Here is a 19,493-nt window from a genome sequence, read left to right as displayed (position 1 = left end):
CTGGCACGTATTTAGCCGGAGCTTTCTTCTATGGTACTGTCATTATCTTCCCATAGGACAGAACTTTACGATACGAATACCTTCTTCGTTCACGCGGCGTCGCTGCATCAGGGTTTCCCCCATTGTGCAATATTCCCCACTGCTGCCTCCCGTAGGAGTTTGGACCGTGTCTCAGTTCCAATGTGGCCGTTCATCCTCTCAGACCGGCTACTGATCGTCGCCTTGGTGGGCTGTTATCTCACCAACTAGCTAATCAGACGCGAGCCCATCTATGACCGATAAATCTTTGACCGTTAAAACATGTGTTTCTACGATTTTATGCGGTATTAATCCCGGTTTCCCGAGGCTATCCCACTGTCATAGGCAGGTTGCTCACGCGTTACTCACCCGTTCGCCACTCTCATTAGTAATCTTCCGCCGAGGCTTCTGTTTACTATATCCCGTTCGACTTGCATGTGTTAAGCACGCCGCCAGCGTTCGTCCTGAGCCAGGATCAAACTCTCAATTTAATGTTTGTTTGAAGCTAGCTTTTCAGCTGACTTTTGCTTTTATATTCTCACCGAATTATTGTTTGGTTTGTACTTCTCTCAAAGTATTTACTTTATTTAATTTATTAAGGTTCTATACTCACGAAATATATTTTAAAACGTGATTTTCAAAGTTTATTTGAAGTTCTCGTTTTGTGAGCTAACTATTACATTATACTCTTGTATTTCTTTGTTGTCAAGTGTTTTTTTAATTTTTATTTTAATTAAAAAATTCACCGAACAATTGAGTGCTTATATATATTATCAAGTTTGCACTGTAATGTCAAGTGAATTTTAAATTTTTTTTACTTTTATTTTACTTTAGTACACTATTACTGGAATGTTGTCTGTTACGTCATAATAAATGCTTTCTAATAGGTTGGGATTTGCTTGTATGTCAGAGTTTTGTTCTGTAGATATTGTGTGTCTGTAAAATCCCAGCGTGTAGTTTTTGGAGTAGCCTTTTATTTTGTTATCTATGTTGTAGATTCCTTTTGGGATTGGTTGTCTAATTCTGATGGGGATACTTTTGTTGATTTTGTAGTTATTAATGTAGTAGAGTGTTTTGTTTTGTTGGTCGATTTCAATGTATTCGTCTTGAATGTCGTTTTTAAGTCTTGACTTCGCTTTTTTGGAATACACCGGTTCTATTGTTTTATCTTCTGCATCATCTAGTGTGAGTTTTATAAGTTCTACCGTTTTGTGTTTGTCGATTTCCCAGCCGTAGTCTGTTGCGTTGAGTGTGAGTGTTTTGTTTTCGACTGTGTTTATTGTGTGTGGTTTGTCATAGGTGTCGGTTTCTTTTTTCAAATCATCTACGTAGTGTTCGATTTCACTGTCCTTATATACAAATCCTTCCTTTTCATCAAAGTCCATCATGTCACGAAGCTGTGCGCCTTTGAGTTTATGGATTGTGTCGTTGAAATCAAAGCTTATTTCGATGTCTTTGAGTTTGTTAAGTTTGTTTTTGGCGCGTATGATATTCCAGTCGTTTGCGTAGACTGTTGGTTTGATGTATTCGTTTTTGAGTGTAATGTCTTCTCTTTGTTCTAGGAGTGATTTTTTGATGGTGTCTTTGAGTTTATTCGTATCAATTTCGTTTCCCACTTCTTCTGGTATTATTGTGTATTCGTCATCCAAGTAACTGATGTAGGCGTTGTACGATTTCTTGGCGTTTTTGTTAAGCTGTGTTTGGTATATTTTCTTGTTGAGTTTGTCTTCGTCAATTGTGTAGTCGAAATTGATGTTGTATTTTTTGGTGTCGAAGAATGACAATGGCCACGAGAATGGATTTTGTTCTATTTTGAAATCTTCCGGTATTTTTAGGTTGAAATCCACTTCTTTTGCATCTATTATGAGTTTGCGATTATCGGTGGCGTTAATTGTAAGTGTCCTGATGTCTGCGTTTCTGTCGACTATTTTGGATTTTTCGACAAAGCTCATATTGTAACCGTTGACGTATGTGTTTGGTAGTGCGTAGAATGCGAAGAATGTCGTTCCACTAAAATACACTAGAAACAAGAATAGTATTGTGGTTATGAGTGCTCGTTTTTTCATTTGATTTTCCTTTTCGTTGTAATTAATATTATTGTACTTTTAATTTGAGTATATATCAATGATTGCAATAAAAAAAGCGAGTATAATAACTCGCCTTTTGATTATCTTGAGTACAACTCAACTATTAATGAGTCTGTAATTTCGATTGGAATTTCTTGTCTTTCAGGAAGTCTTGTCAATGTTACTTTGAAGTTTTCTTCCTTGTCAATGTAAGGTAATGATTGTGCAAAGTTTGTTTCGTAGTTTTCTTTGAACAATTCATTTGATCTTGATTTTTCTTTCAATTCGATTACAGATCCTTCAGCTACTTGGTAAGAAGGGATATCTACTTTTTTACCGTTTACTCTGATTAAACCGTGAGATACCATTTGTCTTGCTTGTCTGATTGATGATGCAAATGAAGCTCTTAGTACTAGGTTGTCCAATCTAGTTTCTAATTGTCTTACCATTACATCCCCTGTTGTAAGACCTTCTTTGTTGTTAAGGGCTTTTTCGAAGTATTTGTGCATTTGTTTTTCGTTTACTCCGTAATATGCTCTTAATCTTTGTTTTTCAAGAAGTTGCATACCATATTCAGTTAACTTCTTGTCGTTTCTTCCAAGTCCTTTACCCATTCTTTTGTTAGCTTTTGGGTGACCGCATACGTTTAGACCTAATCTTCTAGATTGTTTAAATCTAGGTCCCATCATTCTTGCCATTAATATTCATCTCCATTAAAAAATTATTTGCCGCGATAATTTTTTAAGCCAACGCTATTATATCACCTATAAGTTTGTTTTTCAACAATTTTTGTGTTAATTTTGTTGTAAATTTTCGATGAATTTGATGTATTGTTTTGCAAGCTCGTTGTCTTTGTTTAGTGTAGCACCTTTTTCAAGGATTGCATCGTCTATTACGACTTCATCTTTTTCGATATTTACTGATACCGCTACTTTTGTTTTACCATTAGCTCCTACTAATGTGAAGTAGTTGTCAAATATGCTTTTTAATCTTAGATCTTTTACATATTTGTCGTGTTCATTCATTAATTTTGCTAATTCGTTAGCTTCTGCGTTTGTAAGTTCTCTTGTAAATTTCTTTCCGTCTTTTGTGTATGTGAATTTAACAGATGTCGCAACGTTTGGGTTGGTTTTGGCTAATTCTTGTTGAATTTCCTTGGATACTGTCTTTTCTCCACCTATTATAGCTACTTGAACGATTTTGGATTTTTCAAGGTATTGTTGTGTTTTTTGTGGTAGTTTGTCTTTTGGTGTAAGAATCAATGGTACATCAAATCTTGCAGCGATTGGGTTGATTGCCAAGCTGTCTGCAAAAACTTCTCCACTTGCAAGGTAGGCTCCTTGTGCGTCTTTGTAGAATTTGTCAGCTATTTTAAGTGATGTTTCGTATCTGTCATTGCCAGCGATTCTTTCGATTACTTGTGGTAATTCTTTTTCCAATGATTTGGATACTGAGTTTTCTCCACCTACGATGTAGCACTTTTTGATATTGGAATCTTTTAGTGCTTGTTTAGTTACGTCGTTGATTTTATTTTTTTGTACTAATACGATTGGGTATCCGTTTTTAGTTGCGTATGCGCCAATACTTAGTGAGTCTGCAAAGTTTTCGCCACTTGCTATGATACAAGTGTCTGTGTCTTTGAATTCTTTGATGATTTCGGCGTTTGTTGCGTATCTGTCAGCGCCTTTGTATGATTTTACTTTACTTCCTTTTGGTAGTAATTGTGTGGCTACTTCATTGCTGATGGATTTTTCGCCGCCGATTTTTACAAAGTATTTTGTTTGTAATCTTTTGATTTCTTGGATTAAACTTTTGTCAGCTTTTATCGCATCAGTCAATAATATTGGTGCGTTGTATTTTTTTGATAGGACTGTTGCACTTAGTGAATCTGGGAAGTTGTTTTGATTTGCAAGGATAGCAAATTCTGATGTTTTGATGTAGCTTTTAGCTATTTGGATTGATGTGTCAATTCTGTCTTTACCGTAAATTCTGGATACTAGGTATTGTTTTGTGCTTTGTGTATTGTCGTCTGATTTAAGCTTATCAGCTCCCAACAATTCTTTTGTATTAGCGTCGACATAAACTTTTGTATCTTCATATTCAAATACATATGCAACTACTAGACCTTTGTTTTTTGTAAACTTTGTTGACAAGTTGTCTATGTTGATTACTGAGGTTTCTGATTTTACTTTTGTTTCATCAAAATCTTTGATGGATTTTAGTTTTTCGATTGCAACTTTCTTTGCATCTTCAAGCTTTGCTGTAGGTGCTTTTGTAACCTCAAACTTTTCAATTTTGTTGAATGTTTTGAGTTCATTTGTTTTCTTGTCAAATGATACTGTTATAATGTTGTACGGATTTTTGACATTAAAAGAATTTTCTTTTTCAAATACAACTTTGTATCCGTTATCAAGTATGTCTTGTTTGTCGACTAATTTGTATCCTTCAGGAATGTAGCCATCTTTTTGAAGCTTAGCTATTGTGCTGTTTAAGTAATCTTCAAATTTGTCGTCTGTTTTTCCTGATAATAATTTTTCCGTGCTAGAAAGTGCATTAATTCCTACAAGTTTTCCGTCTTTGTCAAATTTCAATGTGATTCCATTTTGTAATTTGATTTCATCTGCTAGGTTGGTCTTATCGATGGATTGATCGATTTTTAGACCAAGTTTTTCGATTGCATCTAACTTTTGTGTTTCATTTGAAGCGAATGAGTTTGTTGATAATAACAAGGCTGATAAAGTTAGTGCAGCTACTATTTTTTTGTTCATAGGTTCCTCCCAATAATTTTTTTGAATTATTCATTATTTGCTAACAAATTATTCTTTATTTTATTATAATCCTATGATTTTTCTTTTGCAATTAGGCATAAAAAAAATAACTAAGCAAATGCTTAGTTATTTTCTATTTGTCAGCTTTCACTGTTTCTTTTTCTTCTGAGGATTCTTTTTTAGTGTAATCTACTAATTCAAGTATACACATTTCAGAACCGTCTCCTCTACGAGGTCCTAATTTTAAGATTCTTGTGTATCCACCTTGTCTGTCAGCATAAATTGGTGCGATTTCTTCAAACAATGTGTGTACAACGTCTGTTTTGTATATATATTTAAGAGCTTCTCTTCTAGCGCTCAAATCACCTTTTTTACCAAGTGTAATCATCTTTTCAGCTTCTCTTCTAGCTTCTTTTGCACGAGTAACTGTTGTTTCGATTTTTCCATTTTCGAACAATGATTGAACTAGGTTTCTTAACATTGCTGTTCTGTGATCAGTTCTTCTACCTAATTTTCTTAAGTTAGCCAATGTCTATCCTCCTTTATTCGTCTTTTATTTCTTCTTTAAATGCAAGGCCCATTTCTTGAAGTTTTTCTTCAACTTCGTCTAAGGATTTTTTACCAAAGTTCTTTATTTTCATCATATCTGCTTTTGTATGAGATACGATATCTCCTACAGTATTGATATTTGCTCTTTTCAAACAGTTAAATGATCTTAAAGAGAAATCTAATTCTTCGATATTGATGCCCATTTGAGTTTCTTTATCTTTTTGATTGTCTTCGTCGTCACTGTTTGTATTACACTCGTAGTTAGGTAATTCACTGAATAATTCCAGGCAATTGATTAGGATGTTGCTTCCTTCACTTAAGGCATCTTGTGGTCTAATTGTTCCATTAGTCCACACTTCTATCGTAAGCTTATCGTAATCAATTACTTGGCCAACTCTGGCATTATCTACTGTGAAATTAACCTTTTTCACAGGGCTAAACAGTGAGTCAATAGCGATATCTCCTATAATATCTTCGTCTGTTTTGTTAAATTCAGATATTTTGTAGCCTTTTCCGTTGATAACTGTGATTTGCATTTCTAATGAAGCGTCTTCATTAAGTGTTGCAATGTAGTGATCTGGGTTTTTAACTTCCAAATCAGTATCAACTAAAATATCCTTAGCTGTTAGAACACATGGACCTTTTATGTCTACATTCAATGATATAGGTTCTTCATTGTATTTCTTTACAGCGATACCTTTTAAATTCAAAATTATTTCAGGTACGTCTTCTTTGACACCTTTAATCGTAGACATTTCATGAGCTACACCTTGGATATTTATCTTTGATATAGCAGCTCCTGGTAATGATGATAATAAAACTCTTCTTAGAGAGTTTCCTAGAGTAGTTCCATATCCCCTTTCCAGTGGCATTATGACAAATTTACCGTAATTATTTTGTTCATCTAATTCAACGATTTTTATTTTAGTATCTAATTGTTCAGTCATAAATACAGCCTCCTTCGACAAGTCCCATCAGGAAATCCTGAATTAAGCCTATGTGTTATACTCTTCTCTTCTTTGGTGGTCTACAACCGTTGTGAGGGATTGGAGTTACATCTTTAATAGAGCTAACTTCAAGTCCAGAAGCTTGCAAACTTCTAATTGCAGATTCTCTTCCTGAACCTGGTCCTTTTACATAAACTTCAACAGTTTTTAATCCGTGTTCCATAGCTTTCTTAGCAGCTTCTTCAGCAGCTTGTTGTGCAGCGTATGGAGTTGATTTTCTAGATCCTCTGAATCCTAATTGTCCAGCAGAAGCCCAGCTTAATACGTTACCGTTAAGGTCAGTTAAACATACCATAGTGTTGTTGAATGTAGAAGAAATGTGTGCTTGACCTTTTTCAATATTCTTTTTTACTCTTTTTTTACCGCGAACGTTACGTTTTGCGCCTTTAGTTTTTAGTGCCAATTAATTTCCCCCTCTCTATGCTTGTTTTCTAGGACCCTTACGAGTTCTTGCGTTGTTCTTTGTATGTTGTCCTCTTACTGGAAGGCCTTTTTTGTGTCTTGATCCTCTGTAGCAGTTGATTTCTTTTAATCTTTTGATGTTCATTGCTACATCACGACGTAAATCCCCTTCAGTAAGATAGTTATCTAATTCAGTTCTGATATCAGATAATTCAGATTCTGTTAAATCTTTTACTCTTGTGTCAGGATTGATTCCTAATTTAGCTAAGATTTTATTTGATGATTGTCTACCTATTCCATAAATTGCAGTTAGTCCAATTTCTACACGTTTGTCATTTGGTAAGTCGACACCTTGAATTCTTGCCATTTATACCTCCTACTAACCTTGTCTTTGTTTGTGTTTAGGGTTATCGCAAATAACCATAACACGACCTTTTCTTTTTATAATCTTGCACTTTTCGCACATTTTTTTAACTGATGGTCTTACTTTCATTGCTTAACCTCCGTTTATTTCTTTCTCCATGTTATTCTTCCACGATCCAAATCGTATGGTGATAATTCAACCGTTACCTTGTCTCCTGGAAGAATTCTTATATAATTCATTCTTAATTTGCCTGAAATATGAGCTGTTATTACATGGCCATTTTGAAGTTCTACCTTAAATACCGTATTAGGAAGAGCATCTACTACTGTTCCTTCTAATTCAATAACTTCTTTGGACATCCTTGTCTTGATCCTCCTTTTTTAAATTGTTTAACATATATCTTAGTTTCTTATCTGTTAAATTCTCTAATTGCAACTTTTTGTTGTACTTTTGAAGATGTTTGATCTTCTTTTTCTTTGGTTTTTCGATTTTACGTTGTTTTCCATCTACTACCAATACATAAGAATCGTCAAGAATTTCCAAAACCATTTGTAGTTTGCCCATATCACGACCACAAGTACTTAAAACAACTTGTCCTGTTTCAAGTTTGTTGTATTGGCTCATTAATTCTAACCTTTTTTTAATTCTGTTACTAACTTATTAGTGATTTCATCTATTGGAAGAGTTCCGTCAACTGTGAATACTAAATCTTGTTTGTTGTAGAAGTCTACTAAAGGTTTAGTTTGTGAATCGTATACTTTGATTCTGTCTAGTACAGTTTGTTCTTTGTCGTCTTCTCTTTGGATTACTGGAGTTTGGCATACATCACATATCCCTTCAACTTTTGTTGGGTTGTTATCAATGTGATAGCTTGCACCACAGTTTGGACATACACGTCTTCCTGAAAGTCTTTTTACAAGAGAATCTTTGTCAACGTCTATGTTTAATACGCGGTCTAGTTTCAATCCTCTTTTAGCTAGTCCTTCATCAAGGGCTTCGGCTTGAGGAATTGTTCTTGGGAATCCGTCAAGTAAGAATCCGTTTTTGCAATCTTCTTGATCTAATCTGTCCCAAACCATTTCTATTGTTAATTCATCAGGTACAAGTTTTCCTTCTGCAAGTAAGCCTTCAACTTTTTGACCTAGTTCTGTCTTTTCTTTGATATTTTTTCTGAAAATATCACCTGTTGAAATGTGAGGAATATCAAATTCTTCAATAACTCTTTTAGCTTGAGTTCCTTTACCTGCTCCCGGAGGTCCTAATAATATTAATCTCATTATAAACTCCTTACTTCAAAAATCCTTTATAGTGTTTCATAGTTAGCATACTTTCCATTTGTTTTACAGTATCTAATACTACACCTACTACGATGATGATTGATGTACCACCGAATAGGATTTGTATTCCTATAGCTTTTGATATTAGCATTGGTGCTGATGCTACTAACGCTAATATGATTGCGCCTATAAATGTTACTCTATCAGAAATTTTCTTTAGATACATGCCTGTTGGTTTACCAGGTCTAATTCCCATAATGAATCCGCCATATTGTTGCAAGTTCTTAGCGTATTCAACAGTGTTGAACTGAATTGCTGAGTAGAAGAATGCGAATATTATGATCAATAACATGTTTACTATTGAGAAGATAACTAACCCTGATGTTGTTTGTACTGTGAATATGTGGGCTAACCATCCTGGCATGTCTTTGCCGAATAATAATGCTATTGTTTGTGGTAATTGTAAGATTGCTGATGCAAAGATTACTGGCATTACACCACCCATATTAACTTTAATTGGAATATGAGTTGATTGACCACCATACATTTTTCTTCCTACTACTCTTTTAGCGTATTGTACAGGAATTCTTCTTTCACCTTGGTTAATTAATACCACTACTACTAATATTATAATCGCTATTAGTACAAAAAGTAATATTTTCCACCAAGATAGCATTCCTTGTCTAGATTGATAAATCATTGTACCGATTTGTCTTGGCATATTTGAAATGATACCTAAGAAAATCAAGATTGAAATTCCGTTACCGATACCTCTTTCAGTAATCATTTCTCCTAGCCATACTAGAAACATTGATCCTGCTACCAAGCTTATTAGTATAACAAATCCTGTTAAAAAGCTTTTGTCTACGATTGCTCTGTTAAATAAACCATTAACTGTAGCATATCCTTGTATGAATGCCAAAATTATACTACAGATTTTAGTGTATTTACCCATTCTCTTCTTTCCTTCTTCACCTTCACGAGTAAGTTCTCCTAATCTAGGAAATGCTACTGTTAAAAGTTGAAGAATGATTGAAGCGGTAATGTAAGGGTATATTGAAAGAGCAAATATGCTCATTTGTCTCAATGATCCCCCACTTAATAGGTTCAATAAAGAAACTATTCCGCCTTCTTGACCACTCATTATTTGTTTAATAATGGCCTTATCCATAAAAGGAACCGGTATTGCATTACCTAATCTAAAAACTACAACCATTAGTAGAGTAAAGCCGATTCTTTTACGAATGTCTAAAACCTTCCATGCGTCTTTTAAGGTTTTAAGCATCTTAAATCACCTCTACCTTTCCTCCGGCTTTTGTAATTTTTTCTTCAGCTGATTTAGTAAATTTATTAGCTTTTATAGTTAATTTCTTAGTTAATTCTCCGTCACCTAAAATCTTAACGCCGTCTTTTGCCTTAACTGGTTTAAAGAATCCTGCGTTTGCTAGAATTTCTGGTGTTATTTCATCTCCATCTTCAAAACAATTTAAGTCTCTGATGTTGATTTCAGCGTATTGTTTTGCGAAGTGGTTTTTGAAGCCTCTCTTAGGAAGTCTTCTGAATAAAGGCATTTGACCCCCTTCAAATCCTGGTCTTACGCCTCCGCCTGATCTTGAGTTTTGTCCGTCTCTACCACGTCCAGCATTGTGTCCTAATCCTGAACCGTAACCTCTACCAACTCTTTTTCTTGCTTTTACTTCTCCACCTTTAGCAGGTCTTAAGTTGTGTAATTTCACTATAACACCTCCTACTTAACTTCTTCAACGTCAACCATGAATGCAATGTGTCTAATCATTCCACGAATTGCATCATTGTCTTCTTTGATTACTGATTGTCCGATTTTATGAAGTCCAAGGGCTTCACAAGTTCTAATGTGTTTTTCAATTCTACCGATTTTGCTCTTTTTAAGAGTGATCTTTAATTTACTCACTTAAAAGCCCTCCTTATTTTAAAATTTCTTCTACAGACTTTCCTCTTAATTTAGCTACTTGTTCAGCTGTCTTAAGTGATTTAAGTCCTTCTACAGTTGCATTAACAATGTTTTGAGGGTTTGATGTTCCCAATGATTTAGAACGAACGTCTTTGATACCTGCTAATTCACATACCGCACGAACAGGACCGCCTGCGATAACTCCAGTACCTTCTCCAGCTGGTTTCAATAATACTCTACCAGCACCGAATATTCCTGTTACTTGGTGAGGAATAGTTGTGTTTACGATAGGAACTGTGAAGATGTGTTTTTTAGCGTCTTGGCTTGCTTTTCTGATAGCTTCTGGTACTTCTTGTGCTTTACCAATACCAACACCAACGTGTCCGTTTTTATCTCCAACTACTACAAGGGCTGCGAATCTAAAGTTTCTACCACCCTTAACAACCTTAGCTACACGGTTAATATTTACAACTCTTTCTTCTAATTCTAAACCTTCTATTTCTTTATTTAAAAGTTCCAATACTAAATACCTCCCTTGCACTAAAATTTAAGTCCGGCGCTTCTAGCACCTTCAGCTAATTCTTTAACTTTTCCGTGATATAAATATCCAGATCTGTCAAATACGCATTGTTCAATGCCTTTGTCGATAGCTTTTTTACCGATTAATTCACCAACAAGTTTTGCAGCTTCCATGTTAGATTTTGATTCGCCTTTGTAATCTTTATCTAATGTTGATGCAGATACTAATGTGTTGTGGTTAACATCATCGATTAATTGTGCATAGATGTTAGTATTAGACTTGAATACGCATAATCTTGGTTTTTCAGAAGTTCCTGTAAGGTTCTTACGAATACGTAAATGTCTTTTAACTCTATTTGCGTTTTTATCAATTTTCTTAAACATACCTTACTCCTTTCTTACTTACCTGTTTTACCGACTTTACGTCTAATATGTTCATTTTCATATCTGATACCTTTACCTTTGTATGGTTCAGGTCCTCTTAGGTCTCTGATTTTTGCAGAGTAGTTACCAACTTGTTGCTTGTCGTTACCACTTACAATTATTGTGTGTTGTTCTGGTACTTCTACTGTGATTCCTTCTGGATCTTCTTTTTCAATTGTGTGAGAGTATCCCAAGTTTAACACTAATTTTTTACCTTGTTTTGCTGCTCTGTAACCAGTACCTTCTATAATTAAAGTTTTCTTAAATCCTTCAGTAACACCTTCAATCATGTTAAAAACAAGAGTTCTTGTTAAACCATGAAGTGATTTGTGTCTTTTAATGTCTGAAGGTCTTGAAACTGTGATTGTATTATCTTCTACTTTGATAATCATTTCCTTTGGCATTTGTTGAACTAATTCACCTTTTGGTCCTTTTACAGTACACAAATTGTCTTCAGTTATTTTTACTTCAACGCCATTAGGAATTTCAATTGGTTTTAATCCAATTCTTGACATGGTCAAACCTCCTTATAATGTTTGTGTTACCATACGTAACAAATTACTTCTCCACCAATACCTTCTTTTCTAGCAACTTTATCAGTTACAAGGCCTTTTGATGTAGAGACAATAGCAATACCAAGTCCGCCTAAAACCTTAGGAACTTCATTTGCTCTGGCATAGACACGAAGTCCAGGTTTAGATATTCTCTTGATACCTGAAATTACTTTTTCTTCGTTAGGACCATATTTTAAATCTATTGTAATGATTCCTTGTTTACCATCATCAGTAACATTGAAACCATCGATAAATCCTTCATCTAATAAAATTTGTGCTATTGATTTTTTGATATTAGATGCAGGAACTTCAACAACTTTATGTTTCGCATTAACCGCGTTTCTTATTCTTGTTAGCATATCTGCTATAGGATCAGTCATCATAAAAGCTTCCTCCTTCCTTTCTTACCAGCTTGCTTTTCTTACGCCAGGGATTTCGCCTTTATAAGCCAATTCTCTAAAGCATATACGGCAGATGCCATATTTCTTTAAATATCCGTGAGGTCTACCACAAATTTTGCATCTGTTATATTCTCTCGTGCTAAACTTTGCAGGTCTTTTTTGTTTTGCGATCATTGATTTTTTAGCCACTAAAACTCCTCCTTATTTCTTAAATGGCATTCCCATTTTGTCTAATAATTCCTTAGCTTCTTCGTCAGTGTTTGCAGTAGTAACGACCACAATATCCATACCTCTAATTTGATCTACCATATCGTATTCAATTTCAGGGAAGATTAATTGTTCTTTGATACCTACAGCATAGTTTCCTCTACCATCGAAAGATTTAGAAGAAATACCTCTAAAGTCTCTTACACGTGGAAGAGAAATGTTCATAAATTTATCTAAGAAATCATACATTTTTTCACCACGTAATGTAACTTTAACACCAACATTCATTCCTTCTCTAAGTTTGAAGTTAGCGATAGATTTTCTTGCTTTTGTTACAATTGGGTGTTGTCCTGTAATTGTTTCTAATTCTTTAACAGCGCTTTCGATAGCTTTAGGATTTTCTTTTGAAGAACCTAAACCCATGTTAAGCACGATTTTTTCCAATCTTGGAACTTGCATGATGTTTTCATATTTGAAACGTTCAACCAAGAAAGGAACAACTTCATTTGTATATTTTTCTTTTAATCTGGAAGTCAAGTTTATACCCTCCTTATGTTACTTAATAGTTTCGTTGTTAGATTTCATAAATCTAACTTTCTTACCGTCTTCAAACTTGTAACCTAATCTTGTGCCTTTCTTGTTTTTAGCATCATAATACATTACGTTTGAAACATCAATAGGAGCTTCTTTTTTGATTAGTCCGCTTTCAACACCACGTCCGTTAGCTTTTTGGTGTTTAGTAACTATGTTAACTCCTTCTACTACTACTCTATTTTGTTTGGCTAATACTTCAATAACATTTCCAGTCTTTCCTTTATCCTTACCAGAAATAACTATTACAGTATCTCCATTTTTAATCTTCATATCTCTTTACACCTCCAATTATAATACTTCAGGTGCCAATGAGATTATTTTCATGAAGTTATTGGCTCTCAATTCACGAGTTACTGAACCAAAAATTCTTGTTCCCACTGGATTTTTATCATCTTTTATAATTACAGCTGCGTTATCGTCAAATCTGATGTAACTTCCATCAGCTCTTCCCAATGGTTTAGTTGTTCTTACGATAACAGCTTTTACTACATCACCTTTTTTAACCATACCGCCCGGTTGTGCAGATTTAACTGAGCAAACTACGATGTCTCCGATAGCTGCGTACTTTCTTTTAGTACCACCTAAAACTCTTATTACTAGTAGTTCTTTTGCACCAGAGTTATCTGCAACTCTCAAACGACTTTCTTGTTGAATCATAAAATTCTCCTTTCGTAATAAGAATTACTTAGCTTTTTCTATAACTTCTACAAGTCTCCAGTTCTTTGTCTTAGAAAGAGGTCTTGTTTCCATTATTTTAACTTTATCGCCGATACCAGCAATGTTTTCTTCATCGTGTGCTTTAAATTTAGTTGTTTTTCTTAATTGTTTACCGTATTTAGGATCTTTGACAAGTGTTTTAACTTCTACAACAATTGACTTATCCATTTTATCTGAAACAACTATACCAACTATGGTTTTTCTCATATTTCTTTCCATAATTGTTAAGCCTCCTTACCAATGTTTAGCTCACGTTCTCTAATAATAGTCTTAATGCGAGCTATATCTTTTTTTACAAGTCCTATCATCATAGGGTTTTCTAATTGCCCAGTAGCTAATTGAAAACGTAGATTAAACAATTCACTTTTAGATTGTTCTAATTGTTTTTGTAAATCTTGATCTGATAGATTACGAATTTCTTTAGTTTTCATCAGCTTCACCGTCCTTTTCTCCGAACTCTTCACGAGCTATAAATTTAGTTTTGATAGGTAGTTTGTGTTGAGCAAGTCTCATAGCTTCACGAGCTACATCTTCAGGAACACCTGCCATTTCAAATAATACTCTACCTGGTTTAATTACTGCTACCCAATATTCTGGAGCTCCTTTACCTGAACCCATACGAATACCGATAGGCTTCTTTGACACTGGCTTATCTGGGAAAACTTTGATCCAGATGTTACCGCCTCTTTTTATATATCTTGTCATCGCACGACGTGCTGCTTCTATTTGATTAGCTGTTAACCAACAAGAACCTAACGCTTGTATACCATAATCACCGTAAGTTAAAGTATTGCCTTTTAATGCTTTACCTTTCATTCTGCCTCTGTGAACTCTACGGTATTTTACTCTTTTAGGCATTAACATAGAATATTTCCTCCTCTCAAATTAGTTTTTAGCTGCTTGGGATTTACCTTTTCTGTTATTGTTTCTTCTTTTTTTGTTTTTGTCGTTTTTTTTGTTTTTGTAAACAGGTAAATCTTCTTCTGTCATACCAGGTAACATTTCACCTTTGTATAACCAAACTTTAACACCAAGCTTACCATAAGTTGTATCCGCTTCTGCGAAACCATAGTCGATAGCGGCTCTTAGAGTTTGAAGAGGAATAGTTCCTTCGCTGTATCCTTCGCTTCTTGCCATATCAGCTCCACCAAGTCTACCAGAAACCATAGTCTTAATACCCAAAGCTCCTGCTCTCATGCTTCTTTGCATTGTTTGTTTCATTGCACGTCTGAAAGAAATACGTCTTTCTAATTGACTTGCGATGTTTTCTGCAACTAATTGTGCATCTAAGTCTTGGAACTTAATTTCTTCTACATTTATGATTAATTTTTTACCTGTTAATTTTTCTAATTTATTCTTTAATTCTTCAACGCCAGCACCTTGACGGCCAATAACCATACCAGGTTTAGCTGTGTTGATAGTTACTTTAATTTTGTTTGATGCTCTTTCGATGGCTATACTGCTAATACCAGCGCTGAAAGATTCTTTCTTGATTAGTTCACGAATTTTGTGATCTTCTACTAAATAATCACTAAAATCTTTTTTGTCTGCAAACCATCTTGAATCCCAGTCTTTGATAACACCAACTCTTAATCCTTTAGGATTAACTTTTTGACCCATCAGACTCCTCCTTATAATTCTCTTTCTTCTACAACTACGCCAACATGACTTGATCTTTTAAGGATTGGATAAGCCATTCCTTTAGCTTTTGGTCTCCATCTTTTCATTACTGGAGCATTATTAGCGTATGCTTGTGATACAAAAAGATCTTCTCTGTTTAATCCAAAATTGTGTTCTGCGTTTGCAATTGCTGAATTTAGCACTTTTTCTAAAATTCTAGCACCTTTTTTAGGAGTGAATTTCAATATAGCAAGGGCTTCATCAACTTGTTTACCTCTAATTTCTTTGCATATAAAGTTAACTTTTAGAGGAGAAATACGTACATATTTCGCTATAGCTTTAGCTTGCATTGTCATACCTCCTTATATTAATTACGAACCTTACTCGTTTTTTCGTTTTTAATGTGACCTTTGTATGTTCTTGTAGGAACAAATTCTCCTAATTTATGACCAACCATATCGTCAGTAATATAAACAGGCACATGCTTTCTTCCATCGTGAACTGCAATTGTGTGACCTACGAAGTTAGGGAATATTGTAGAACGACGAGACCAAGTTTTAATGATCTTCTTTTCATCGTTTTTGTTAAGTTCTTCCACTTTCTTCATTAAGTGTTCATCGCAGAAAGGTCCTTTTTTAAGTGATCTACTCATTCTATCCCTCCGTTATTTCTTTCTTCTTCTTACAATGTACTTATTAGACTTTTTGTTTTTCTTACGAGTCTTAAGTCCAAGTGCTGGTTTACCCCATGGAGTTGAAGGAGCTGGTCTACCGATTGGTGCTCTACCTTCACCACCACCGTGAGGGTGATCTACTGGGTTCATTGCTGAACCTCTTACGTAAGGTCTCTTACCTAAGTGTCTGTTACGTCCAGCTTTACCGATTGTAACTAATTCGTGAGAGATATTTCCAACTTGTCCTACAGTAGCTTTGCAGTCAAGGTGAATTAATCTGAATTCTCCTGATGGTAATCTTAATTGTGCAAATTTGCCTTCCTTAGCCATAAGTTGTGCTTCAGCACCAGCTGTTCTAACTAATTGAGCTCCTTTGCCAACTTTCATTTCGATGTTGTGAACTGTAGTACCTACTGGAATGTTTCTCAATGGAAGAGCATTACCAGGAACGATGTCTACGTCTGGACCACTTTCAACTACATCTCCAACTTTTAGTCCTACTGGTTGAATGATGTATCTCTTTTCACCATCTTCATATTGTAACAAAGCGATATTTGCTGTTCTGTTTGGATCGTATTCGATTGATTTAACAACAGCTTTGATACCGTCTTTATTTCTCTTAAAATCTATAATTCTATATTTTCTCTTAGCTCCGCCGCCTCTGTGACGAATAGTTACTCTACCATAAGAGTTTCTTCCGCCAGATTTGTTCAAGCTAACAGTTAATGATTTTTCAGGAGTAGTTTTTGTGATTTCATCAAATGATAAAACACTCATACCACGTACACCGGCAGAAGTCGGTTTATATTTTTTTATTGCCATGTTTTTACCCCCTTAATTACATTCCTTCGAAAAATTCAATTTCTTTTGAATCTTCTGTTAATGCAACTATAGCTTTCTTCCAATCAGATCTCTTACCACTGTGAGCGCCCATTCTCTTAACTTTTCCTTTAACGTTCATAGTGTTAACAGATTTTACTTTAACATCAAAAATCTTTTCGATAGCGTTTCTGATTTCTATTTTATTCGCATTTTTATCTACTTTGAATACATATTTCTTGTCTTCCATTTTTTCCATAGAATCTTCAGAAATAATTGGTTTCAAAATAATATCATATGGTGATTTCATTATTGAAACACCTCCTCAAGAATTTTAACAGCATCAGTTGTAATAACTAATGAGTTGTATTTCAAACAATCATATACATTGATTAATCTAGCTTCACAAATAGCTACATTTTCAATGTTTCTAAATGATCTGTAAAGTGTATCATCATTTTTATCAACAACTACTAAAGCTTTCTTGTCTGCTTTAATATTCTTTAATACTTCAACAGCTTTTTTAGTGCTAATAGCATCTAAGCTTAATTTATCTAAAACGATCATTTCATTGTCATTAACTTTGTCAGTTAATACTGATTTGATTGCAAGTCTTCTAACTTTCTTAGGAACAGCATAGCTGTAATCTCTAGGTTTTGGAGCGAATACTACCCCACCACCTCTCCATTGTGGAGATCTGATAGATCCTTGTCTTGCTCTACCTGTACCTTTTTGTCTCCAAGGCTTCTTTCCTCCACCTCTTACCTCACTACGAGTTTTAGCAGATTGTGTGCCTTGTCTTTTATTAGCAAGTTGATTTCTAACTACTTCGTAAACAACGTGCTCATTAACATCAACGCCGAAAATGGCTTCATTTAATTCTAATTCTCCAACATTTTCTCCTTGTTGGTTTAAAATTTGAACTTTAGGCATGTTTCATCCTCCTTCCTATTTTGACTTAATAGCTTCTCTAACAGTAACTACTCCACCTTTGTTTCCTGGAACAGCTCCCTTAATAAGAAGTAAGTTTCTTTCATTGTCAACTTTAACAATTTTCAAGTTTTGAACAGTTACACGGTCATGACCCATCTTTCCAGAACCTTTACGTCCTTTGAAAACTCTTGCTGGATAAGATCCGGCACTTCTTGCACCTGCAACTCTGTGTGATTTAGAACCGTGTCCCATAGGTCCTCTTGAATAGTTGTGTCTAACTATTGAACCTTGAGTTCCTTTACCTTTTGAAATACCGATAACATCTACAACATCTCCGTCTTGGAAGATATCTAATTTGATTTCATCTCCAAGGTTGAATTGTTGGTCATCACCTATTTTGAACTCTTGTAAGTGTTTCTTGAATGAAACGCCTGCTTTGCCAAAATGACCTCTCATTGGTTGGTTTACATGTTTTTCTTTCTTTTCGATGTAACCAACTTGAATTGCGTTATATCCTTCTTTTTCTTTAGTTTTGATTTGTGTAACAACCATTGGACCCGCTTCAATGACAGTTACTGGAACAACACTACCATCTTCGTTGAAGATTTGAGTCATTCCGATTTTTTTACCTAAAATACTCTTCATTGAGTACACCTCCTATAGTGTGATATCCACATTAAAATTTTACTTACAGCGGATTGCTTTACAATCATACTAAGATTAAAGTTTAATTTCGATATCTACGCCGGCAGGAAGGTTAAGTTTTTTAAGCGCTTCCAATGTCTTTGCGTTAGGATTAATGATATCGATTAATCTCTTATGTGTTCTTTGTTCGAATTGTTCTCTTGAGTCTTTGTACTTGTGAACAGCTCTTAAGATTGTAATAACTTCTTTTTCTGTTGGCAACGGAATAGGACCTGAAACTTTAACGTCAGTTCTCTTAGCTGCCTCAACGATTTTTTGAGCTGATTGATCGATTAATTCGTGATCATAAGCTCTTAGTCTGATTCTGATTTTTTGATTTGCCATTTAGGCACCTCCTCTATATTTTTGAAGAAGCGTCTTGCTGGGTTATGTTCATACACCCTTCCGGGTGTACAGTGACCTAAAATTTAAAAAACTTTTTTAAAAAGTTTAACCCATCGCCCTAATCCAGTAGGACTTCTCGGTGAAAATTACCTCGGAAGATTAATCACGTTTCCCGAGCAACCTTCCACTTCTACGCTTACTAACTTTAGGCACAACTGGTATTATACATTGTCTACACAACAATGTCAACACCTTTTTGAAGTTTTTTTGTAAAATTTTCAATATTTTTTTAAATTATTACTTCCTTCCTTATTATATAATAAAAGGGCGCGGAATAAAATGAGTTTTGAGGGAAATTTTCCAGATAATTTACGGATTTTTTGACTTGCTGGGCGTACATCAAAAGCAAAAATAATTTAGCACGAATATCTGTCTCCAAAAATAAACAAATTCAAAGCTTGTGAACCTAAAATCTCAAGTGCGAGCTTCGCTCTGGCACGAGTGAGATTTTTTCACGGTTCACTTCGCTAGAATTTGTGATTATTTTTTACGAATGATATTCTTAGCTAAAACTATTTTTGTTTTTATTGCTAAGAAGTGTCGTCAGTAATTTTCGGTAACAT

The 19,493-nt window shown here is 34.7% G+C and carries 33 protein-coding genes and 1 other annotated feature; all 33 genes read right to left on the bottom strand.

The genetic code is table 11. The features are described 5' to 3' along the window. Positions 1-501 (bottom strand) — a sequence feature (16S ribosomal RNA rRNA prediction is too short). A 347-nt stretch (positions 502-848) separates the two neighbouring features. The 33 genes from HMPREF0391_RS06335 to rpsJ all read right to left on the bottom strand — a co-directional run bounded on the left by HMPREF0391_RS06335 (position 849) and on the right by rpsJ (position 18,870). Further along, complete coding sequence (locus HMPREF0391_RS06335; protein WP_002836145.1) at positions 849-2,084, bottom strand: peptidoglycan binding domain-containing protein; 1,236 nt, start codon at positions 2,082-2,084, stop codon at positions 849-851. A 101-nt stretch (positions 2,085-2,185) separates the two neighbouring features. After that, complete coding sequence (rpsD, locus tag HMPREF0391_RS06330) at positions 2,186-2,782, bottom strand: 30S ribosomal protein S4 (protein WP_002836144.1); 597 nt, start codon at positions 2,780-2,782, stop codon at positions 2,186-2,188. Positions 2,783-2,878: 96 nt separating this feature from the next. Beyond that, positions 2,879-4,852: a cell wall-binding repeat-containing protein gene (locus HMPREF0391_RS06325; RefSeq protein ID WP_002836143.1), complete on the bottom strand. Its 1,974-nt coding sequence runs from the start codon at positions 4,850-4,852 to the stop codon at positions 2,879-2,881. Positions 4,853-4,985: 133 nt separating this feature from the next. Then, the gene (gene rplQ / locus HMPREF0391_RS06320; protein ID WP_002836142.1) at positions 4,986-5,381 is read right to left on the bottom strand and encodes a 50S ribosomal protein L17; all 396 of its coding nucleotides are present in this window, start codon (positions 5,379-5,381) and stop codon (positions 4,986-4,988) included. Between the two features lie 13 nt (positions 5,382-5,394). Further along, a complete protein-coding gene (locus HMPREF0391_RS06315) occupies positions 5,395-6,348 on the bottom strand; it encodes a DNA-directed RNA polymerase subunit alpha (protein ID WP_002836141.1) in 954 nt (317 codons plus the stop codon). A gap of 55 nt (positions 6,349-6,403) precedes the next feature. After that, a complete protein-coding gene (rpsK, locus tag HMPREF0391_RS06310) occupies positions 6,404-6,811 on the bottom strand; it encodes a 30S ribosomal protein S11 (protein ID WP_002836140.1) in 408 nt (135 codons plus the stop codon). A 15-nt stretch (positions 6,812-6,826) separates the two neighbouring features. Beyond that, entirely contained in the window at positions 6,827-7,177 is a 351-nt protein-coding gene (gene rpsM, locus HMPREF0391_RS06305) for a 30S ribosomal protein S13 (protein ID WP_002836139.1), read from the bottom strand. Positions 7,178-7,189: 12 nt separating this feature from the next. Then, a complete protein-coding gene (rpmJ, locus tag HMPREF0391_RS06300) occupies positions 7,190-7,303 on the bottom strand; it encodes a 50S ribosomal protein L36 (protein ID WP_002836138.1) in 114 nt (37 codons plus the stop codon). Positions 7,304-7,317: 14 nt separating this feature from the next. Beyond that, positions 7,318-7,533, bottom strand: a complete 216-nt coding sequence (infA, locus tag HMPREF0391_RS06295; protein ID WP_002836137.1) for a translation initiation factor IF-1 — start codon at positions 7,531-7,533, stop codon at positions 7,318-7,320. After that, entirely contained in the window at positions 7,514-7,798 is a 285-nt protein-coding gene (locus HMPREF0391_RS06290; protein WP_002836136.1) for a KOW domain-containing RNA-binding protein, read from the bottom strand. Before HMPREF0391_RS06290 ends, infA begins: the two co-directional genes overlap by 20 nt. Before the next feature lie 5 nt (positions 7,799-7,803). Continuing rightward, the gene (locus HMPREF0391_RS06285) at positions 7,804-8,451 is read right to left on the bottom strand and encodes an adenylate kinase (protein WP_002836135.1); all 648 of its coding nucleotides are present in this window, start codon (positions 8,449-8,451) and stop codon (positions 7,804-7,806) included. 10 nt (positions 8,452-8,461) lie between these two features. After that, the gene (secY, locus tag HMPREF0391_RS06280) at positions 8,462-9,736 is read right to left on the bottom strand and encodes a preprotein translocase subunit SecY (protein ID WP_002836134.1); all 1,275 of its coding nucleotides are present in this window, start codon (positions 9,734-9,736) and stop codon (positions 8,462-8,464) included. A gap of 1 nt (position 9,737) precedes the next feature. Then, entirely contained in the window at positions 9,738-10,187 is a 450-nt protein-coding gene (gene rplO, locus HMPREF0391_RS06275; protein WP_002836133.1) for a 50S ribosomal protein L15, read from the bottom strand. 11 nt (positions 10,188-10,198) lie between these two features. Continuing rightward, positions 10,199-10,381 carry a 50S ribosomal protein L30 gene (rpmD, locus tag HMPREF0391_RS06270; RefSeq protein WP_002836132.1) on the bottom strand — a complete coding sequence of 61 codons (183 nt, stop codon included), beginning with the start codon at positions 10,379-10,381 and terminating at the stop codon, positions 10,199-10,201. Positions 10,382-10,394: 13 nt separating this feature from the next. Further along, on the bottom strand, positions 10,395-10,901 hold the full coding sequence (rpsE, locus tag HMPREF0391_RS06265) for a 30S ribosomal protein S5 (protein WP_002837356.1): 507 nt from the start codon (positions 10,899-10,901) through the stop codon (positions 10,395-10,397). Positions 10,902-10,921: 20 nt separating this feature from the next. Next, positions 10,922-11,284: a 50S ribosomal protein L18 gene (gene rplR / locus HMPREF0391_RS06260; protein WP_002836128.1), complete on the bottom strand. Its 363-nt coding sequence runs from the start codon at positions 11,282-11,284 to the stop codon at positions 10,922-10,924. Positions 11,285-11,298: 14 nt separating this feature from the next. Beyond that, a complete protein-coding gene (rplF, locus tag HMPREF0391_RS06255) occupies positions 11,299-11,838 on the bottom strand; it encodes a 50S ribosomal protein L6 (RefSeq protein ID WP_002836127.1) in 540 nt (179 codons plus the stop codon). A 26-nt stretch (positions 11,839-11,864) separates the two neighbouring features. Next, the gene (rpsH, locus tag HMPREF0391_RS06250) at positions 11,865-12,260 is read right to left on the bottom strand and encodes a 30S ribosomal protein S8 (RefSeq protein ID WP_002836125.1); all 396 of its coding nucleotides are present in this window, start codon (positions 12,258-12,260) and stop codon (positions 11,865-11,867) included. Positions 12,261-12,281: 21 nt separating this feature from the next. Beyond that, positions 12,282-12,467: a type Z 30S ribosomal protein S14 gene (locus HMPREF0391_RS06245; RefSeq protein ID WP_002836123.1), complete on the bottom strand. Its 186-nt coding sequence runs from the start codon at positions 12,465-12,467 to the stop codon at positions 12,282-12,284. A gap of 12 nt (positions 12,468-12,479) precedes the next feature. Beyond that, the gene (gene rplE / locus HMPREF0391_RS06240; protein WP_002836122.1) at positions 12,480-13,022 is read right to left on the bottom strand and encodes a 50S ribosomal protein L5; all 543 of its coding nucleotides are present in this window, start codon (positions 13,020-13,022) and stop codon (positions 12,480-12,482) included. An 18-nt stretch (positions 13,023-13,040) separates the two neighbouring features. Then, positions 13,041-13,349: a 50S ribosomal protein L24 gene (gene rplX / locus HMPREF0391_RS06235; protein WP_002836121.1), complete on the bottom strand. Its 309-nt coding sequence runs from the start codon at positions 13,347-13,349 to the stop codon at positions 13,041-13,043. A gap of 18 nt (positions 13,350-13,367) precedes the next feature. Further along, positions 13,368-13,736 carry a 50S ribosomal protein L14 gene (rplN, locus tag HMPREF0391_RS06230; RefSeq protein WP_002836120.1) on the bottom strand — a complete coding sequence of 123 codons (369 nt, stop codon included), beginning with the start codon at positions 13,734-13,736 and terminating at the stop codon, positions 13,368-13,370. A 24-nt stretch (positions 13,737-13,760) separates the two neighbouring features. Further along, positions 13,761-14,015 carry a 30S ribosomal protein S17 gene (rpsQ, locus tag HMPREF0391_RS06225; RefSeq protein WP_002836119.1) on the bottom strand — a complete coding sequence of 85 codons (255 nt, stop codon included), beginning with the start codon at positions 14,013-14,015 and terminating at the stop codon, positions 13,761-13,763. A gap of 5 nt (positions 14,016-14,020) precedes the next feature. Then, positions 14,021-14,227: a 50S ribosomal protein L29 gene (gene rpmC, locus HMPREF0391_RS06220; RefSeq protein ID WP_002836118.1), complete on the bottom strand. Its 207-nt coding sequence runs from the start codon at positions 14,225-14,227 to the stop codon at positions 14,021-14,023. Then, a complete protein-coding gene (rplP, locus tag HMPREF0391_RS06215; protein ID WP_002836117.1) occupies positions 14,217-14,660 on the bottom strand; it encodes a 50S ribosomal protein L16 in 444 nt (147 codons plus the stop codon). Before rplP ends, rpmC begins: the two co-directional genes overlap by 11 nt. Before the next feature lie 21 nt (positions 14,661-14,681). Further along, positions 14,682-15,416, bottom strand: coding sequence for a 30S ribosomal protein S3 (gene rpsC, locus HMPREF0391_RS06210; protein WP_002836115.1), 735 nt, complete (start codon positions 15,414-15,416; stop codon positions 14,682-14,684). Between the two features lie 11 nt (positions 15,417-15,427). Then, positions 15,428-15,766 (bottom strand): 50S ribosomal protein L22, encoded by a 339-nt coding sequence (gene rplV, locus HMPREF0391_RS06205; protein ID WP_002836114.1) that lies wholly within the window; start codon positions 15,764-15,766, stop codon positions 15,428-15,430. A 17-nt stretch (positions 15,767-15,783) separates the two neighbouring features. Then, a complete protein-coding gene (gene rpsS / locus HMPREF0391_RS06200) occupies positions 15,784-16,068 on the bottom strand; it encodes a 30S ribosomal protein S19 (RefSeq protein ID WP_002836113.1) in 285 nt (94 codons plus the stop codon). A 12-nt stretch (positions 16,069-16,080) separates the two neighbouring features. Further along, complete coding sequence (gene rplB, locus HMPREF0391_RS06195; protein ID WP_002836111.1) at positions 16,081-16,911, bottom strand: 50S ribosomal protein L2; 831 nt, start codon at positions 16,909-16,911, stop codon at positions 16,081-16,083. A gap of 16 nt (positions 16,912-16,927) precedes the next feature. Further along, positions 16,928-17,218, bottom strand: coding sequence for a 50S ribosomal protein L23 (rplW, locus tag HMPREF0391_RS06190; RefSeq protein WP_002836110.1), 291 nt, complete (start codon positions 17,216-17,218; stop codon positions 16,928-16,930). Beyond that, complete coding sequence (gene rplD, locus HMPREF0391_RS06185; protein ID WP_002836109.1) at positions 17,218-17,841, bottom strand: 50S ribosomal protein L4; 624 nt, start codon at positions 17,839-17,841, stop codon at positions 17,218-17,220. The genes rplW and rplD overlap by 1 nt, the downstream gene beginning before the upstream one ends. Before the next feature lie 15 nt (positions 17,842-17,856). After that, entirely contained in the window at positions 17,857-18,486 is a 630-nt protein-coding gene (gene rplC / locus HMPREF0391_RS06180; protein ID WP_002836108.1) for a 50S ribosomal protein L3, read from the bottom strand. 75 nt (positions 18,487-18,561) lie between these two features. After that, the gene (gene rpsJ / locus HMPREF0391_RS06175) at positions 18,562-18,870 is read right to left on the bottom strand and encodes a 30S ribosomal protein S10 (RefSeq protein WP_002836107.1); all 309 of its coding nucleotides are present in this window, start codon (positions 18,868-18,870) and stop codon (positions 18,562-18,564) included. Between the last annotated feature and the right edge of the window lie 623 nt (positions 18,871-19,493).

Origin of the sequence: Finegoldia magna ATCC 53516, from assembly GCF_000159695.1 — a bacterium.
In the GTDB taxonomy this organism is placed as follows: domain Bacteria; phylum Bacillota; class Clostridia; order Tissierellales; family Peptoniphilaceae; genus Finegoldia; species Finegoldia magna_F.
Note: the sequence above shows the minus strand (reverse complement) of the source record. Positions and strands in the feature narration are given on the sequence as shown.

Bases quoted from the DNA above. Each gene is read 5' to 3' on its own strand.
- HMPREF0391_RS06335 (WP_002836145.1), bottom strand. From the start codon at position 2,084: ATGAAAAAACGAGCACTCATAACCACAATACTATTCTTGTTTCTAGTG.
- rpsD (WP_002836144.1), bottom strand. From the start codon at position 2,782: ATGGCAAGAATGATGGGACCTAGATTTAAACAATCTAGAAGATTAGGT.
- HMPREF0391_RS06325 (WP_002836143.1), bottom strand. From the start codon at position 4,852: ATGAACAAAAAAATAGTAGCTGCACTAACTTTATCAGCCTTGTTATTA.
- HMPREF0391_RS06315 (WP_002836141.1), bottom strand. From the start codon at position 6,348: ATGACTGAACAATTAGATACTAAAATAAAAATCGTTGAATTAGATGAA.
- rpsM (WP_002836139.1), bottom strand. From the start codon at position 7,177: ATGGCAAGAATTCAAGGTGTCGACTTACCAAATGACAAACGTGTAGAA.
- rpmJ (WP_002836138.1), bottom strand. From the start codon at position 7,303: ATGAAAGTAAGACCATCAGTTAAAAAAATGTGCGAAAAGTGCAAGATT.
- infA (WP_002836137.1), bottom strand. From the start codon at position 7,533: ATGTCCAAAGAAGTTATTGAATTAGAAGGAACAGTAGTAGATGCTCTT.
- HMPREF0391_RS06290 (WP_002836136.1), bottom strand. From the start codon at position 7,798: ATGAGCCAATACAACAAACTTGAAACAGGACAAGTTGTTTTAAGTACT.
- HMPREF0391_RS06285 (WP_002836135.1), bottom strand. From the start codon at position 8,451: ATGAGATTAATATTATTAGGACCTCCGGGAGCAGGTAAAGGAACTCAA.
- secY (WP_002836134.1), bottom strand. From the start codon at position 9,736: ATGCTTAAAACCTTAAAAGACGCATGGAAGGTTTTAGACATTCGTAAA.
- rplR (WP_002836128.1), bottom strand. From the start codon at position 11,284: ATGTTTAAGAAAATTGATAAAAACGCAAATAGAGTTAAAAGACATTTA.
- rplF (WP_002836127.1), bottom strand. From the start codon at position 11,838: ATGTCAAGAATTGGATTAAAACCAATTGAAATTCCTAATGGCGTTGAA.
- rpsH (WP_002836125.1), bottom strand. From the start codon at position 12,260: ATGATGACTGATCCTATAGCAGATATGCTAACAAGAATAAGAAACGCG.
- rplX (WP_002836121.1), bottom strand. From the start codon at position 13,349: ATGAAGATTAAAAATGGAGATACTGTAATAGTTATTTCTGGTAAGGAT.
- rplN (WP_002836120.1), bottom strand. From the start codon at position 13,736: ATGATTCAACAAGAAAGTCGTTTGAGAGTTGCAGATAACTCTGGTGCA.
- rpsQ (WP_002836119.1), bottom strand. From the start codon at position 14,015: ATGGAAAGAAATATGAGAAAAACCATAGTTGGTATAGTTGTTTCAGAT.
- rpmC (WP_002836118.1), bottom strand. From the start codon at position 14,227: ATGAAAACTAAAGAAATTCGTAATCTATCAGATCAAGATTTACAAAAA.
- rplP (WP_002836117.1), bottom strand. From the start codon at position 14,660: ATGTTAATGCCTAAAAGAGTAAAATACCGTAGAGTTCACAGAGGCAGA.
- rpsC (WP_002836115.1), bottom strand. From the start codon at position 15,416: ATGGGTCAAAAAGTTAATCCTAAAGGATTAAGAGTTGGTGTTATCAAA.
- rplV (WP_002836114.1), bottom strand. From the start codon at position 15,766: ATGCAAGCTAAAGCTATAGCGAAATATGTACGTATTTCTCCTCTAAAA.
- rpsS (WP_002836113.1), bottom strand. From the start codon at position 16,068: ATGAGTAGATCACTTAAAAAAGGACCTTTCTGCGATGAACACTTAATG.
- rplB (WP_002836111.1), bottom strand. From the start codon at position 16,911: ATGGCAATAAAAAAATATAAACCGACTTCTGCCGGTGTACGTGGTATG.
- rplW (WP_002836110.1), bottom strand. From the start codon at position 17,218: ATGAAATCACCATATGATATTATTTTGAAACCAATTATTTCTGAAGAT.
- rplD (WP_002836109.1), bottom strand. From the start codon at position 17,841: ATGCCTAAAGTTCAAATTTTAAACCAACAAGGAGAAAATGTTGGAGAA.
- rplC (WP_002836108.1), bottom strand. From the start codon at position 18,486: ATGAAGAGTATTTTAGGTAAAAAAATCGGAATGACTCAAATCTTCAAC.
- rpsJ (WP_002836107.1), bottom strand. From the start codon at position 18,870: ATGGCAAATCAAAAAATCAGAATCAGACTAAGAGCTTATGATCACGAA.